15 protein-coding genes and 1 tRNA gene are annotated in these 15021 nt (G+C 66.0%); 4 read left to right on the forward strand and 12 right to left on the reverse strand.

Annotated elements, in window-relative coordinates; all coding sequences use genetic code 11:
* Positions 1-132 precede the first annotated feature (132 nt).
* Positions 133-345: a hypothetical protein gene (locus AX708_RS20985; RefSeq protein ID WP_197426282.1), complete on the reverse strand. Its 213-nt coding sequence runs from the start codon at positions 343-345 to the stop codon at positions 133-135.
* Between the two features lie 79 nt (positions 346-424).
* Positions 425-498: transfer RNA gene (locus tag AX708_RS18140), tRNA-Gly, on the reverse strand.
* A 184-nt stretch (positions 499-682) separates the two neighbouring features.
* On the opposite strand from AX708_RS18140, the gene AX708_RS18145 reads away from it, so the two are divergent.
* Positions 683-1366 (forward strand): hypothetical protein, encoded by a 684-nt coding sequence (locus tag AX708_RS18145; RefSeq protein ID WP_197426283.1) that lies wholly within the window; start codon positions 683-685, stop codon positions 1364-1366.
* Positions 1363-1755: a hypothetical protein gene (locus AX708_RS20125; protein ID WP_082745717.1), complete on the forward strand. Its 393-nt coding sequence runs from the start codon at positions 1363-1365 to the stop codon at positions 1753-1755. Before AX708_RS18145 ends, AX708_RS20125 begins: the two co-directional genes overlap by 4 nt.
* Before the next feature lie 245 nt (positions 1756-2000).
* On the opposite strand, the gene AX708_RS18150 is transcribed toward AX708_RS20125, so the two are convergent.
* From AX708_RS18150 to AX708_RS18190, 9 genes are all read right to left on the reverse strand, one after another.
* Complete coding sequence (locus tag AX708_RS18150) at positions 2001-2981, reverse strand: zinc transporter ZntB (protein ID WP_066532835.1); 981 nt, start codon at positions 2979-2981, stop codon at positions 2001-2003.
* 47 nt (positions 2982-3028) lie between these two features.
* A complete protein-coding gene (locus AX708_RS18155; protein WP_066532836.1) occupies positions 3029-4150 on the reverse strand; it encodes a cobalamin-independent methionine synthase II family protein in 1122 nt (373 codons plus the stop codon).
* Entirely contained in the window at positions 4147-5169 is a 1023-nt protein-coding gene (locus AX708_RS18160) for a 5-methyltetrahydropteroyltriglutamate--homocysteine methyltransferase (protein ID WP_066532838.1), read from the reverse strand. Before AX708_RS18160 ends, AX708_RS18155 begins: the two co-directional genes overlap by 4 nt.
* A gap of 21 nt (positions 5170-5190) precedes the next feature.
* A complete protein-coding gene (locus tag AX708_RS18165) occupies positions 5191-6030 on the reverse strand; it encodes an alpha/beta fold hydrolase (protein ID WP_156454598.1) in 840 nt (279 codons plus the stop codon).
* A gap of 11 nt (positions 6031-6041) precedes the next feature.
* Positions 6042-6587, reverse strand: coding sequence for a VOC family protein (locus tag AX708_RS18170; RefSeq protein WP_066532841.1), 546 nt, complete (start codon positions 6585-6587; stop codon positions 6042-6044).
* A gap of 21 nt (positions 6588-6608) precedes the next feature.
* Positions 6609-7211, reverse strand: a complete 603-nt coding sequence (gene wrbA / locus AX708_RS18175) for an NAD(P)H:quinone oxidoreductase (RefSeq protein WP_066532842.1) — start codon at positions 7209-7211, stop codon at positions 6609-6611.
* Between the two features lie 70 nt (positions 7212-7281).
* Complete coding sequence (locus AX708_RS18180) at positions 7282-9501, reverse strand: TonB-dependent receptor (protein WP_197426284.1); 2220 nt, start codon at positions 9499-9501, stop codon at positions 7282-7284.
* A gap of 213 nt (positions 9502-9714) precedes the next feature.
* Positions 9715-10551 (reverse strand): IclR family transcriptional regulator C-terminal domain-containing protein, encoded by an 837-nt coding sequence (locus tag AX708_RS18185; protein ID WP_066532844.1) that lies wholly within the window; start codon positions 10549-10551, stop codon positions 9715-9717.
* Positions 10532-11692, reverse strand: a complete 1161-nt coding sequence (locus AX708_RS18190; protein ID WP_066532846.1) for a CaiB/BaiF CoA-transferase family protein — start codon at positions 11690-11692, stop codon at positions 10532-10534. Before AX708_RS18190 ends, AX708_RS18185 begins: the two co-directional genes overlap by 20 nt.
* Before the next feature lie 93 nt (positions 11693-11785).
* Between AX708_RS18190 and AX708_RS18195 the strand changes: the two genes are divergently transcribed.
* Positions 11786-12571 carry a citryl-CoA lyase gene (locus AX708_RS18195; RefSeq protein WP_066532848.1) on the forward strand — a complete coding sequence of 262 codons (786 nt, stop codon included), beginning with the start codon at positions 11786-11788 and terminating at the stop codon, positions 12569-12571.
* Positions 12572-12620: 49 nt separating this feature from the next.
* A complete protein-coding gene (locus AX708_RS18200; protein WP_066532850.1) occupies positions 12621-13973 on the forward strand; it encodes a M24 family metallopeptidase in 1353 nt (450 codons plus the stop codon).
* Here AX708_RS18200 and AX708_RS18205 read toward each other — a convergent pair.
* On the reverse strand, positions 13970-14935 hold the full coding sequence (locus AX708_RS18205) for an SMP-30/gluconolactonase/LRE family protein (RefSeq protein ID WP_066532853.1): 966 nt from the start codon (positions 14933-14935) through the stop codon (positions 13970-13972). The two genes, AX708_RS18200 and AX708_RS18205, sit on opposite strands and share 4 nt — an antisense overlap.
* Positions 14936-15021 lie beyond the last annotated feature (86 nt).

The raw sequence follows: 15021 nt of genomic DNA on the forward strand, positions 1-15021 counted from the left end.
GCGCTGTTCCCGAGCGGACGCCTCGCCAGCGCCAAGGCGCGCGCCTTTGCCGACTATGTCGCGGGCGTTCTGCGCGAGGCGTGATCCCCTTCAGTCGTGGAAGGGGTAATCAATGTTCCCGTCCCGCCCCCGCTACAGGTGCGCGCGCCGTTGAAGGGATTCATCGGCATTGGCGCGGGTGCGGGTCAGCGCCGGGACGATGGCAGGAAGCAGCCCCGCCCTGGCCACGCCGAGCCGCCCGACGGCGATTTCATAGGCGATCACCGCGATGCCCCCTGCTGCAAGGCCTTGGCCCCGCGATGCGTCCGTCAGGGGGCCCGGGTGCAGCACGAAGAATAGGGACAATCTAGGCCGACCTAGGCCCAAATCCCCTGAATTTCCAAGGGTTTTATAGACTTTCCGGGGCTGTTTGGGAAGGATGGGCTGGAGCGGGTGAAGGGAATCGAACCCTCGTCGTAAGCTTGGGAAGCTTCTGCTCTACCATTGAGCTACACCCGCAAGGCCTTGAAAAGTCGGATATTTTTCCGATTTTTTGGAAATCCTTCCAACGAGGCATTTCCAACATTTCCAACGCGCCGCGCTCTATGGCAATGCTTTGGTACGCTGTCCAGACCAACGTGACTGCGGCACGATCTAAGAAATCAATTGGCGTCTAACTCCCGGTTATGTTTATACCGCTGCCATGTCTGCGATCGACTTTGGACTTGGCATTTACACCGCGCCGGAAGCAGCTCGCATGATCGGCATGCAAGCTGCAACGCTGCGGCGGTGGTTGCTCGGTTACGATCACAACGGCGTGCATGAGCGCCCGCTCTGGAACCCTCAATATGCCGTGGACGATGAGGGCCTGTTCATCGGATTTCGGGATCTCGTTGAAGCCAGGATCGTGCATGCACTCCGGAAAGAACGGATTGGCCTTCCGACCATTCGCAAGTGCATCGATCGGGCCAGAGAGATAATCGGTGACGAACGTCCGTTTTCCACGAAGGACTTCCGAACCGACGGCAGAAGTATCTTCTTGGAGATCACCAGAGATCTGGACGAGGTTCACCTGATCGACCTGCGGCGGAGCCAAGGCGTGTTCAGGTCCATAGTCGAGCCTACACTCAAAGACTTAGATTTCGGAAAATTCGGTGCAGAACGTTGGTGGCTGTTACCCGGAAAAAAATCGATCGTAGCCGATCCCCTACGTTCATTCGGGCGACCGATCACCTTCGAGGCGGGAATTGCAACATCGGTGCTCGCTGATGCGGTGGTTGCAGAAGGCTCGGTGGAGAAGGTAGCCAAGCTCTTCGAGGTACCGAATTCTGTTGTTCGTGATGCACTTGCATATGAACAGGGAATTCATTCAAAGAAGGCTGCGTGAAGCTCCTCGTCGACAACAACCTTCCACCTAAGCTTGCACGAGGGCTAGCAGAACTCTTTGCTGGCGATCACGAGATCGTTCATATTCGCGACAAGTATGGAACCGGTGGCCTCAAAGACCACGACTGGATCGTACGACTGGGAAAAGAGGGAGGATGGTGCGTGCTCTCTGGCGATCGCCAGATAGCCAAGAAGCGCCCATCACGAGAACTCTTCTTGCGAAACAGGCTAATTGGCTTTTTCCCGCAGGCTTCGGTCATGCGTCTGCCCTTCGAGCGCCAAGCGTCACGCATCCTTTATGTTTGGCCGAAAATGATCAGCCAATCGGAAACCGTCAGTAGCGGCTGCTTCGGGATTGGAATGAAAGGCGACCGACTGGATCAAGTTTAGGTAAAGTCATCGCGACGTTGGGTTACCTAGGCATTCGCCTGCCCGATCCTTCCAACAAGTACTCAAAAAGAGTGCAAGGTTGGAAGGATTTGCGGACAAAAATCCTTTTATTTCAATGCATCATGGAGCTTGGGAAGCTTCTGCTCTACCATTGAGCTACACCCGCATCGTGTGCGGCGCGGCGCTTGCCATGATTGGGCGGGGGCGGTCAAGCATGATTGCGCGGGGGGCGCCTGCTGGCGCGCTCAGTCGTCGAGCCACTGCTTCCATGCGAACCACGCCATCACGCCCGCGCCGATCACCACACAGAAAGCGACCACGCCCCAGAAGGCCCAGGGTTCTTTCGCACCGGGGATGCCCTCGACGTTCATGCCGAGCAGCCCGGTGACAAAGGTCAGGGGCAGGAAGATAAAGGCCGTCACCGCGATGGCGAGGCTGCGCTGGTCGATCATCTCGGCGCGCAGATCGGTGAGCTGTTCGTGGAGCAGCGCGGCGCGCTCGCGCACCGCTTCCAGTTCCTCGGCCATGCGGGCGAAGCGGTCCGCCGCCTCGCGCAAGTGCAGGCGGTCGTCCTTGCTGATCCAGTCGAATTCGAGCTGCGCCATCGCGGCGAGCGCGTCGCGGTCAGGCGCGACGAAGCGGCGGAGCACGATCGCCTGCGAGCGGATCCGCGCGATGATGCGGCGCAAGGCATAGATGTCGCCATCGAGCATGCCCTCGCAATCGTCGAGACTGTCGCCGAGGTCGGCGACCTGCGGGTCGAGCTCCTTGCTGATCGCCTGTGCCAGCAGCGAGACGAAATCGCCGCCGTCGGTGATCTTGCCCGCCTGCATCAGCGCCTCGACCTTGGCGAGCGCGGCGAGCGGGTAGCGGCTGACCGAAGTCACGCGGTTGCGTTCGACCCAGACGCGGATCGAGACGAGGCCGTCGCTGCCGTGCGCGGCTTCCTTGGCGGTGCCGCGCAGGTTGATGAGCACCGCGTCGTCGATCTCGTCGCAGCGCGGGCGGGTTTCGTGGGCGACCAGCGCGCCCGCGGCCATCGGCGGGACGTAGCCGGGCAGGTCGGTGATGTTGAGCTCGCCCATGCCGTCGGCGTGGAGCCAGACGAAGCCCTCGCCGTCATAGGTGGCGACCGCGTGGGGATCGATCGGGGCGACAGTGCCGTTCTCGACGACCAGCGCCTGCGCCGCGAGCGCGGGAGGGGCGGGGTGCGGGTGGCCGTTCATGCCCCCCGTTTGCCCCGCCCTGCTGCCCGCGGCAAGCGGGCGAATTGTCAGAAGTACTTTTCGCTGGCGATGGCCGCCCCTTCCGACAGCGCGCCGAGCTTGGCCCAGACGATCTCGGGATCGAGGCTGTTGCTCCCCGCATGGACCGAGAAGCCGCAATCGACCCCCAGCATCACCCGCTCCGCCCCCAGCAGATCGGCATAGCGGCCGATGCGCTGGGCGATGAGTTCGGGGTGCTCGATATAGGGCGACTGGGGCTCGACCATGCCGGGGCACAGGATCTTGCCTTCGGGCAGCGGGTGCCGCTCGAAGAAGGCGAATTCATGCGCGTGGCGCGGGTTGGCGCCTTCGAGCAGCACGGTCTGCGGCTTGGCGGACCAGACGATGTCGGCGATTTCGTCGAGAGCGACATCGCAGTGGTGCGGGCCGGGGTAGTTGCCCCAGCACAGGTGCATGCGCAGCTGCTCGGCGGGGATGTTCTGCACGGCATGGTTCAGCGCGGCGATATTCATGCCGATGCGCTTGCGGAACTCCTCTGTGCTGAGGTGGGTGAACTGCACGTGGCGGCCCATCGCAAGGTCGGGGCAATCGACCTGCAGGGTGATGCCGGCCGCGGCGATGGTTTCGTATTCGTGGCGCAGGCCTTCGGCGAGGGCGAAGACATATTCCTCGTCGCTCGCATAATACTGGTTGGGGAAGAACAGTGCGGTGACGCCGGGCGAGGCGGCGGACATGAAGGTGGCGTGGCCGTTCGCCAGCCGGACGAGCCGCTCGGCGTCGATCCGGGGCGCTTCCATGTCGATTACTTCGATGGGCGCAGTGCAGGCGGGCGCGGAGCGCTTGGCGCGGCCCTTGTTGCCGAACACCTGCGCCTTGGCGCCAGGGAAGGCCTCGAGGTCGGCGAATTCATACTGCCCCGCCTCGCCGCCGAAGCCCGAGAGGCGGTGCTTGATATAGGTCGCGTAGGAGGGCTTGGACTGCTCGCCATCATTGACGATGCTCACCCCCGCCTCGATCTGGCGCTTGATGACATAGGCGGTCGCCTCCTCGACCGCCGCGTCGAAGGCTTCCTCGGAGACATGCTCGCCGCCCTCGCGCGCGAACACCAGATCCAGCAGCGCCTCGGGGCGCGGCAGGCTGCCGACATGGGTGGTGAGGAAGCCGCTCACGCCAGTTCCCCGCGCACGATCGCCGCACCATCGGCCATCGCCTTCATCTTCCCGAAGGCGACCTCGCGCGGCAGATATTTGAGCCCGCAATCGGGCGCGATCACCAGCCGTTCGGGCGCGATATGCGGCAGCGCCCGGCGGATGCGCGCGGCGACCTCCTCAGGGGTTTCGATATCATGCGTCGACAGGTCGAGCACGCCGAGGATCACCGTCTTGCCGGTCAGGCTTTCCAGCACGCTGCAATCGAGCTTGGACTGCGCGGTCTCGATGGAGATCTGCTGCACCGGCGATCCGGCCAGTTCGGGCAGGAAATTATAGCCCTGCGGCCGCTCGTGGATCAGAGCGGCATAGCCGAAGCAGATGTGCAGCGCGGTGCGCCCCTCGACCCCGTCGAACGCGGTTTCGAGCGCGGCGAGCCCGTATTCGCGCGCCTTTTCGGGCCGCGCCTGCATGTAGGGCTCGTCAATCTGGACGATATCGGCCCCGGCGGCGAACAGGTCCTTGATCTCGGCATTGACCGCGACCGCGTAATCCTGCGCCATTTCGGCTTCGTGCTTGTAGAAATCGTTCTGCGCCTGCTGCGCCATCGTGAAGGGGCCGGGCACGGTGATCTTGATCATCCGGTCAGTATGGGCGCGCAGGAATTCGACGTCGCGGGTTTCCACGGCATGCTTGCGCCGGATTTTCCCGGTGACGCGCGGGACCGGGTTGGGTTCGCCGCTGCGGTCCAGGGCAACGCCGGGATTGTCGAGATCGACCCCTTCGAGCGCGGTGGCAAAGCGGTTCGAGTAGCTTTCGCGCCGCATCTCGCCATCGGTGATGATGTCGAGCCCGGCGCGTTCCTGATCGCGGATCGCCAGCAGGGTGGCATCGTCGAAGGCTTCCTCAAGGTAGGCCGGATCGACCCGCCACAGCTCGGTCGCGCGCACGCGCGGGGGGAAGCGGCCCTTCAGTTTTTCCTTGTCGATCAGCCAGTCGGGTTGGGCGTAGGAGCCCACGAGGGAGGTCGGTAGCAGCATGGTTCTGTCTCTTTCGAAATGTTAGCGTGGGCTCGCCGCGCAGGCGCGGAGAAAGGCGGAGACGGCGGCATTGAAGGCGGCCGGGTTGTCGGCATTGGCGAGGTGACCTGCCTGCGGGATCTCGGCATGCCGCGCGCGCGGGGCGGCCTCGGCAAGCGCGCGCGCGCAGGCGCGCCGCCAGGGGGTGTCGTGTTCGCCGGTCGTGCTCAGCACCGGCATGGGGAGCATCGCCAGCGCCTCGCGCGGCAGGCCGGGTGCCTCGCCCTGCCCCAGCAGCAGATCGCGCCCGTCGTAACCGGCGAGCATTGCGGCGGCGAGGGCGGCGGCCTCGGCGCTGTGGGTGCGCATCAGCGGATGGCGGGCCCATTCCACGCGGAACCCCGCGAGGTCTCCCGATGCCGCGAGCGCGCGGTAGCGATCGAGGTCGATCACCTCTTCGCGCGGCACCAAGGCCGGGAGCGGCGCGCCCGAGACGACCAATCCCGTGAGCCGCGAGCCGTATCGCCGCGCGACATCGAGCGCGACCACCGCCCCGCGCGACAGGCCGAGCAGGGCGAACCGCTCGAACCCGAGGAAATCGGCGATCGCGATCACGTCCTCGGCCTCGCGCGCCAGATCGGGCGGTGCACTGGCGCGCCCGCAGCCGCGGCGGTCGGGCATGACGAGGTAGTGGCTTGCGGAAAGGCCCGCCACCTGCGGCAGCCATAGTCTGTGATCGAGCGTCCAGCCGTGGAGCAGGATCAGCGGCGCCCCCTCGCCTGCCATGTGGATCGGCAGGCGCCCGCCGTGGACGGGGACCTCCCCGTACCACAGCGCGTCCGGCTCAGGGGTGCGCGCGGCAAGCATGTCGGCCCCACGCACCCCCGCCTGCGTCACGCCGCTTCGGCGGCGCGGAACGGGTTGTTGTTGTGGTGATCGCCCGCCAGCCAGCGCTTCAGCTCCGCATGGGCACTGGCGCGGCGCTCGGCATCGAGCGGCTCGGCGCGCGGATCGTCATGGGTGAATTCGAGGATCATCCCGTTGGGATCGGTGACATAGACGGACTTGCAGTAGCCATGCTCAAGGACATAGGTCTGCGGCTCGACGATCCCCGCAGCAGCGATGCGGCGGGTCAGCTCTTCCTGCGCATCCTTGTCCACCTGCAAGGCGATATGGATGAAGGGGCTCGAGGGGATATCGGGGCCGAATTCGGCCTGGTCCTCGGGATCGGCGAACTGGAAGAAGGCGAGCGCGCTGCCATCGGCGAGCTCGAAGAACACGTGGCAATAGGTGCGCTCCTTGCCGAACAGCTCGTCCTTCTCGCAATAGGTCGCCATCAGCGGGAAGCCGAGCACGTCCTCGTAGAAGGCGCGGGTCGCTTCGAGGTCCTTGGTGACGTAGGCGGTGTGGTGCAGGCGGTTGGCGAGAATCTTCGTCATCGGCTTTTCTCCCTGTCTGAATCAGGCCGCCAGCTTGGCGGCGATCTGCGCGACGTGTGCCCCCTGGAATCGCGCACCGGCAAGCTCGTTTTCCGACGGCATGCGGCTGCCGTCGTTCCCCGCCAGCGTGCTCGCGCCGTAGGGCGTGCCGCCGCTGATCTCGCCCATCTCGCTGTTGCCGGCGAAGGAATAGGGCAGGCCGACGATCACCATGCCGTGGTGCAGCAGCGTGGTGTGGAACGAGGTGATGGTGGTCTCCTGCCCGCCGTGCTGGCTGGCGGTGGAGACGAACACGCTCCCGACCTTGCCGATCAGCTTCTGCTGGAACCACAGTCCGCCGGTCTGATCGAGGAAGTTGCGCATCTGCGCGGCCATGTTGCCGAAGCGGGTGGGGGTGCCGAAGATGATCGCATCGTAATCGGCCAGTTCATCCGGGGTCGCAATCGGAGCTGACTGATCGAGCTTCATCCCGGCACCCCTGGCGACCTCATCGGACACCAGCTCGGGAACGCGCTTCACCGTGACCTCGGTGCCGGCAACGCTCGCGGCGCCTTCGGCAACCGCGCCGGCCATCGCCTCGATATGGCCATAGCTCGAATAGTAGAGCACCAGCACCTTGGTCATGTCGTTCGTCCTTTGAGTGTTTTCGAGCCGGGTGGCACACCCGGCGGCTCGGAAAACGCGGTCGAAAAAATTAGAACTTGAAGCCCACTTCCACCCCGTAGCGCCGCGGACGGGCACGGAACACGAAGCCGCCGGGGCTGAATTCGGCGTTGTAGATCTCGTTGAAGAGGTTGCTGGCAAAGCCCGTCACCGACACGCCGTTCGCGAGCGTGAACCCGGCGCGCGCGTCGACGATGTCGATCGGATCGCGCACGGTGGTGTTGAACGGCTCCCACCAGGTCTTGCCGGTGCGGCGGTAATCGACCCGCAGCAGGCCGTCGACGCTGTCGCTGATCGGCCCGGCATACTGCGCGCCGAGGTTGATGGTGTAGCGCGAGATCTGGGGTGCCTCGTTGCCGATCACGGTCGGATCGGGGAAGGCCTTGATCTCGCTGTCGGTATAGCCGAGCGCGGCGTTGACATCGAGGTTCGGGAGGATCTCGGCGCTCGCTTCGAGTTCGAAGCCGTTGATCCGGGTCTCGGGGATGTTGCCGAGGTTCTGGGTCGAGGACTGGGCGAGGAAGACGAAGAAATAGGAGTTCTCCGACTTGGTGGTGTAGGCCGCCGCGCCGAGGCGCACCGGGCCGACCTGCGCCTTGCCGCCAATCTCGAAGGTGTCGGCGGTTTCGGCCTGGAAGATGTCGCCCACGCCGACGATCCCGGCATTGACCGATTCCGCGCCGACGCCGGTCTGGTTGAACCCGCCCGAACGGAAGCCGCGCGAATAGCCGCCGTAGATGGTGAGGTCGGGGCTCGGCTCGTAGGTCAGGGTGAGCTTGGGCTGCCAGTCGTCGAAGGAGACCGTGCGCACCTCGCCGCTCTGCGCCTGGGGCACGCCGGGGACGTTGGGCAGGAAGTTCTGCGGCGTCAGCGTGGTCTGGCGCCGCCGGTCGCGGTCATAGCGCAAGCTTGCATCGACGCGGAACTCGGGGCTGAACTCGTAGCCCGCATTGGCGAACAGCGCCCAGGCGAAATTCTCCTGCCCGTCGGCCAGATAGCTGAACTGCGGGTTGAGCGGATTGGTCGAGGGCGAGCGGAACACCGGGAAGACGCCGTTGCCGGTGTCGATCATGTTGCCGGTCGAGATGAAGCGGGTGGTGTCGATCAGGTAGCCGCCGACCATCCAGTTGAAGGCGCGGCCGTCCTCGGGCGAGGCGAGGCGCACTTCCTGGCTGAACGCCTTGACGTTGAGGTACTGGCTCTGGTTGAGGTCGAAGCCGTTGCCGGGACCGAAGATCGCTTCGAACAGGTTGAAGAAGAAGCTGTCCGGGATCGGCTTGAAGTCGAAGGCGTCGCCGGTCAGCACTTCCTTCAAGGTGTCGTAGGACGAGACCGAGGTCAGCACCGCGTTGTCGCCGGCATATTCGACCTTAAGGGCGACGTTGTAGATGTCGCGGTCGTTCTGGCCGGGGTTGTTGACCAGCACCGGGGCGATGTCGTTCACGTCGGCGACGATGTTGTAATAGAGGCCCTGCGTGCGCAGCTGGTTGACGCTGGCGCGCAGGTCGAAGGTCAGCTTGTCGGTCGCCTCGACGAGGAGGTTGCCGCGCAGCGAGAAGTCCTCGACCGGATCGGCCTTCTCGTTGAGGAAGGCGTTGTTGATGAAGCCGTCGGTGTCGTACCACGATCCGGCGATGCGGAACTTGACGTTCTCGGCGATCGGCCCGCTGACGCCCCCGCGCAGGTAGTAGCCGAAGCCGTTGTCGATCCCGGCGGTGACATTGCCCGAGAATTCGTCGGTCGGCTGCTTGGTGGTGATAATGATCGCCCCGCCGATCGCGTTGCGCCCGTAGAGGCCGCCCTGCGGCCCCTTGAGCACTTCGATCTGGGCGATGTCGAACAGGTCCTGGTTGAACTGCGCCGGGTTCACCTGCTGTACGCCGTCGACGATCACCGCGACGCTCGGCTCGGAGTTGCGGTTCTGGGTGATGCCGCGGATGATGACGAAGGCGTTGCCCGCGTTCTGGGTCTCGATCAGGTTGACGTTGGGGGTTAGCGAGATGAAGTCTGCGGGGCGCTCGATCCCGGCGTTCTGGATCGCCTGCGAATCGAAGGCAGTGACCGCGGCGGGGGTGTCCTGCAGGGTCTCGGTGCGGCGCAGCGAGGTCACGACGATCTCGTCGCTCTCCTCCGCAGCCGGCTCGGCGGCGGTGTTCTGCGCGGCAAGTGGCGCTGCGGCGAGCGCGGCGAAAGCGATGGCGGTGGTGCTGGCAGCTGCGCGCGTCACGCGGCTCAGGCCCGAAAACTTCATACGTCTCTCCCCTGTGTGCGCGCGAACGCGCCGCTCTTCTGGCGACCCCACTCCTCCCAGTGGCAATTATGAACTTCGCCATGCGAAGTCAACTTCGATATGCGAAACTTTGGGAGTGTGGCGGTGGGGACACGCCGCGCTGTGGCTCGCGCCTGCCCCCGGCCCCTCCCGCAGGCGGGAGCGGTTGAGGGTGCGCCATCTGCATGATTGGGCTCAGGGCCGCAGCGACGCCTCGAGCGTCGGCCAGCGCTTCAGCGCCGCCTCGATGTCGCCGGCGGCCTGGCGCAGCAGCGGCAGGCGGGTGCGGACAAGTTCGTCCTGCGAGATGCGGGTGGTGGAGGTGGAGCAGTTGATGCTCGCGATCACCCGCTTGTCGCGCCCGAAGATCGGCACCGCCACCGAGACGATCCCGTAATCGAGTTCGTCGAGCGCCGAATCGTAACCCCGCTCCGCGATCAGCGCGAGCCGTTCCGCCAGCGCGGCGGCTTCGGTGACGGTGCGCTCGGTGAAGCGCTGGAAGGGTGCGCGCGCCAGCAGCGCGGCGCGCTCGCCTTCGGGCAGGTTCGCCGCGAGCGCCTTGCCGAGCGAGGTCGCGTGGAAGGGAAAGCGCGTGCCCACTCCTGCCGCGACGCGAAAGCGCCGGTCGGTCGAGACGTGGGCGACGTAGAGGATGTTGGCGCCCGACATCACCGCCAGCGAAGCGCTGTCGCCGGTCTGGTCGCGCAGGGCCTGCAAGGGCGGCAGCACCACCTGCTCGATCTGCATCGAGGCGCTGAAGGCCGAGCCGATCGTCAGCACTGCCGGGCGCAGCAGGAACTTGCGCTCGTGCTGGCCCACGTAACCCAGCTCGACCAGCGTGATCAGGCAGCGCCGCGCCACGGCAGGGGGCAGCGCGGTTCTGGCGGCGACTTCGGAGAGGGTCATCTCGGGATGATCCTCGTCGAACGCCTTCAATACGCGCAGGCCGCGTTCGAGCGTCGAGAGAAATTCGGGGTCCTTCGCGCCCCCCGCAACCCCTGCGTCTTCGGCTTCAGCCCCTGCGGATCCCATGCACCGGCCTTTCGATGGAGCGGCGGATCGCCGCGTCGTCGGCCCCCAATAGGGGGGGCGCGGTGACGCTGTCCATCCGCGCGCCGTCGAAGGACACAGGGAAGCGGATGGTGCGGAACACGCCCTTCGGCCCGTCCGGATCGGCGACCTCCAGCCCGAGCACCTTGGCCTGCTCGGTCGCGAGGACTTCGGTGGTGTCGTAGACCGGGGAGTTGGGGACTTCGAGGCGGGTCAGCTCGGCAATCCAATGATCGCGCGGCTGTCCAGCGAAGATCGGCGCGAGGAAGCAGACCACATCCTCGTAATGCGCGATCCGCGCCTCGCGACTTTCGAAGGCCGGCAGGCTCAGCATATCGGGCTGGCCCACGGCAGTCGCCAGGTTCTCCCAGAACTTGGGCGGCGAGGACATGTGCAGCGCCAGCCACTTTCCGTCCGAACACTGGAAGACATAGCTCTGCGAGACATGCGGGCGCGAATACGGCCCCATCACCTGATCGGCCGAAAGCAGGTGGGTGAAATCGTCGAGGTTGAAGTGGCACATCGCCTCGAACATCGAGGTCTCGACCACCCGCCCCTTGCCCGTCACGTGCCGCTCGTTGAGCGCGGCGAGAATGCCCAATGCGGTGTAGAAGCCGGTCATGGCGTCCGCGATGGCGGGGCCGACGACGCGCGGGTGCTCGGGGTTGACCAGCAACCGCAGAAAGCCGCTCGCCGCCTGTGCGACGGTGTCGAAGGCAGGGCGATCGCGCTCCGGCCCTTCGCTGCCGAAGCCCGAGATCGAGGCATAGACCAGCCGTGGGTTGATCGCCTGAAGCCGCGCCGCATCGACCTTCAACCGATCGGCGACGCCCGGCCGAAAATTCTGGATGAACACGTCGGCATCCTCGACCAGCCGGTCGAGCACGGTGAGGTCGTCCGGGTTCTTGGGGTCGATGGTGATCGAGCGCTTGTTGCGGTTGTAAGTCTGGAAGTGCGGCGAATAGAGCTCGCCCTTGAAGCTGCGGAACGGATCGCCCGTGCCCGGCTGCTCCACCTTGATGACATCGGCGCCGAGATCGGCCAGCAGCATTCCGGCGGCAGGGCCGGTGATGAAGGTGCCCATTTCGAGCACGGTAACGCCTGCGAGGGGCCGAGCGGTCATCCTTCAAATCCCATCTGCTTGCCTTGATGCTTGCGCAACCCTATAATCTTCGCATACCGAAATCAACTTCGAATAACGAAAAGGTTGGAACCCATGCGCATCGGCAAGCATGATAACGCGGTGACCTCGATCTGCACCTCGGATGCGACGAGCATCACGGTGCGCGGGATGGACCTGTGTGAGCAGGTGATCGGCCATGTCGATTTCACCTCCTATTTCTGGCTGCTGGTGACCGGCACCATGCCCTCCCCGCCGCAGAAGGCGCTGGCCGATGCGGTGCTTTGCGCGATTGCCGAACATGGCCTGGTGCCGAGCGTCGTCGCCACCCGCATGACCTATGCTGCGGCTCCGGAAGCCTTCCACGGCGCGGTGGCGGCAGGATTGCTGGGCTGCGGGAGTGTGGTGCTGGGGAGCGCCGAGGTCGCCGGCAAGTTCTACGCGCAGGTCGTGGCTGACGCGGAAGAGGGCGATCCCGCCGCGACCGCCATCGCCGCGATCAAGGCGCTGCGCGCCGAGAAGAAGGCGATCCCCGGCTTCGGCCATCCGCAGCATTCCGGCGGCGATCCGCGCGCGCACCGGCTGCTGGCGCTCGCCAAGGAGCACGGGATGGAAGGCAAGCACATCGCCATGCTGCGCACCATCGAGGCGGTGCTGCCCGAGGCGATCGGCCGGACCCTGCCTATCAACGTCAACGGCGCGATCCCTGCCGTCATGCTCGACACGGGCTTCCCGCTCGCGGCGCTGAAAGGCATCTCCCTCCTCGCCCGTACCGCCAGCCTCATCGCCCACCTGCAGGAAGAGACCGAACGCCCGATCGGCTTCATCATGTCGGGCGCGGCGGCCGAGCGGATCGGGTTCGAGGCGATGGACGAGGCTTGATCCCGGCTCCCGCACGCGTCACTCTGGGCGGCGCAACGCGGGGACTGACATGATCGGACGGCATATCATCACTCTGGCGGCGGCGGTGGCGGCGAGCCCCGCTGTCGCACAGGCGCCGCTCACGCTCTCCGAGACCGAACAGGCCGGCCCTGCACTCCCCCCGATCCTCGCCCCGCGCGAGCGCGCGGCGCTGGAAAACCGCATCCTCGCCGAGCGGCTCGACACCCTGATCCCGCAGATCATGCGCGCCGAGGGGATCGACCTGTGGCTGCTGGTCGCGCGCGAGTATTTCGAGGAGCCGGTGGTCGCCACCATGCTCGACGCGGAGAACATGCACGCGCGGCGGCGCACCATTCTCATTTTCCACGATCCGGGCGAAGGCAAGCCGGTCGAACGCCTTACCGTAAGCCGCTACGGCCTCGGCGGGCTGTTCGCGCCCGCGTGGGACCCGGACAAGCAGCCCGACCAGTGGGCCGCCGTCGCCGAGATCATCGCCGCGCGCAATCCGAAGAAAATCGCGATCAACTCCAGCGACCTCTATCAGTTCGCCGACGGCATGACGCTGAGCCAGTACGACAGGTTCATGAGCGCCCTGCCCCCCGCCCTCCACGAGCGCGTGACCAGCGGCGAGGGGCTGGCGATCCGCTGGCTAGAAACCCGCACGCCGGCGGAAATGGAACTCTACCCCACCATCGTCCGGATCGCCCACGCGGTGATCGGCGAGGCGTTTTCGCGGAAGGTCATCACGCCGGGCAAGACCACCGCCGAACAGGTGCAATGGTGGTACCGGGACCGGCTGATGGCCTTGGGCCTCGACCCGTGGTTCCACCCTTCGGTCGCGATCCAGCGGCAGGGCGCCAAGGGCATGCTCGAGGGCGAGGAGGTGATCCGGCCGGGCGATCTGCTCTGGACCGATTTCGGCATCACCTACCTGCGGCTCAACACCGACACCCAACACCTCGCCTATGTGCTGAAGCCGGGTGAGACTGCGGCGCCGGCGGGCCTCAAGGCGGGGCTTGCGGGGAGCAACAAGGTGCAGGATTTCCTGCGCGCCGCCTTCAAGCCGGGGCGCAGCGGCAACGAGGCGCTCGCCCTCGCCCGCGCCGACGCCATCGCGGCGGGGCTCGATCCGTCGATCTACACCCACCCCATCGGCCACCACGGCCACGGCGCGGGGCCGTCGATCGGCTTCTGGGACAACCAGAAGGCCGACCCGCGCGGGGAAGGCCCGATCCGGCCGAACACCGCCTGGTCGATCGAACTCACCTCCTATGCCAATGTGCCCGAATGGGGCGGCCAGCGGGTCGATTTCCGCACCGAGGAGGACGCCTTCTTCGACGGCGAGACCGTGCGCTTCATCGACGGCCGCCAGACCGCGATCACGCTGATCCCGTCTGACTAGCGCCGGCTCGACGATCCCGTGCCGCGCGTGCGGGTCTTCACCCGATACACATCGCTCTGCGCGGTGATGTAGAGGTCGGACAGCTCCGGCCCGCCCCACGCAAGGTTGGTCGCGCGCTTGGGCACCGCCATCCGTTCGAGCAGCGTCCCGCGCGCCGGATCGACCACGCAGATCCCACCGGGGCATGTGAGGTAGACGAGGCCCTCCGCGTCCACCCGCACCCCGTCGACATTGCCGACAAGGCCCTCGACCTTGAGGTCGATCACCAGCCGCTTGCCCGAGGCGCTGCCATCGGCTGCAATGTCGTAGGCCCAGAGCGACTGGGTGGCGGTGTCGCCGACATAGAGCACGGCCTCGTCGGGCGAGAAGGCAAGGCCGTTGGGGCGCGCATGCGCGTCGTCGATCAGCACCATCCGCCCGCTCGCCTCGTCTAGCGCGAAGACGCCCGAGAAAGCGATCTCCGCCGCGCGCTTGCCGAGGCCATAGGGCGGGTCGGTGAAGAATATCAGCCCGTCGCCGCGCACCACCACATCGTTAGGGCTGTTGAGGTGCTTGCCCTCGAAACGCTCGACGATCACCTGCCGCCCGCCCTCCGGCGTCCAGCGCGTTAGCGCGCCGCTGCCGTGCTCGGCGTTGAGCAGCCGCCCGGCCCGGTCGAAAGTGTGGCCGTTGGCGTTCATGCTGGGCGCGTAGAGCTGCTTCGCGCCGCTCTGCCCGGGAATGTGGACATGCACCGCATTGCCCGGGATATCGCTGAAGATCAGCCGCGTCCCGTCCCACGCCGGGCCTTCGGTGAAGGTGTAGCCGGTCGCGACCAGTTCCATCGTGCCTTCGACAAGACGCGGCTCGGTGACCACAAGGGTCGCCTCCGCGCTGGCCTCGGCGCGGTCCTGCGCCGCTGCGGCGCCCGCCAGCAGGGCCGCCGCCGCGCCGCCGATCGCCAACCATCCCTTGCGCATCATGTGCCCCTTCGCTCGTCTCGTCCGGTGCCGACAGTGCCCCGCCGGCACCCGCGATGCCAGCACTTTTGAGGGGAGCCGCAAGGGTT

This window comes from Erythrobacter sp. CCH5-A1 (genome assembly GCF_001557115.1).
GTDB lineage: Bacteria > Pseudomonadota > Alphaproteobacteria > Sphingomonadales > Sphingomonadaceae > Erythrobacter.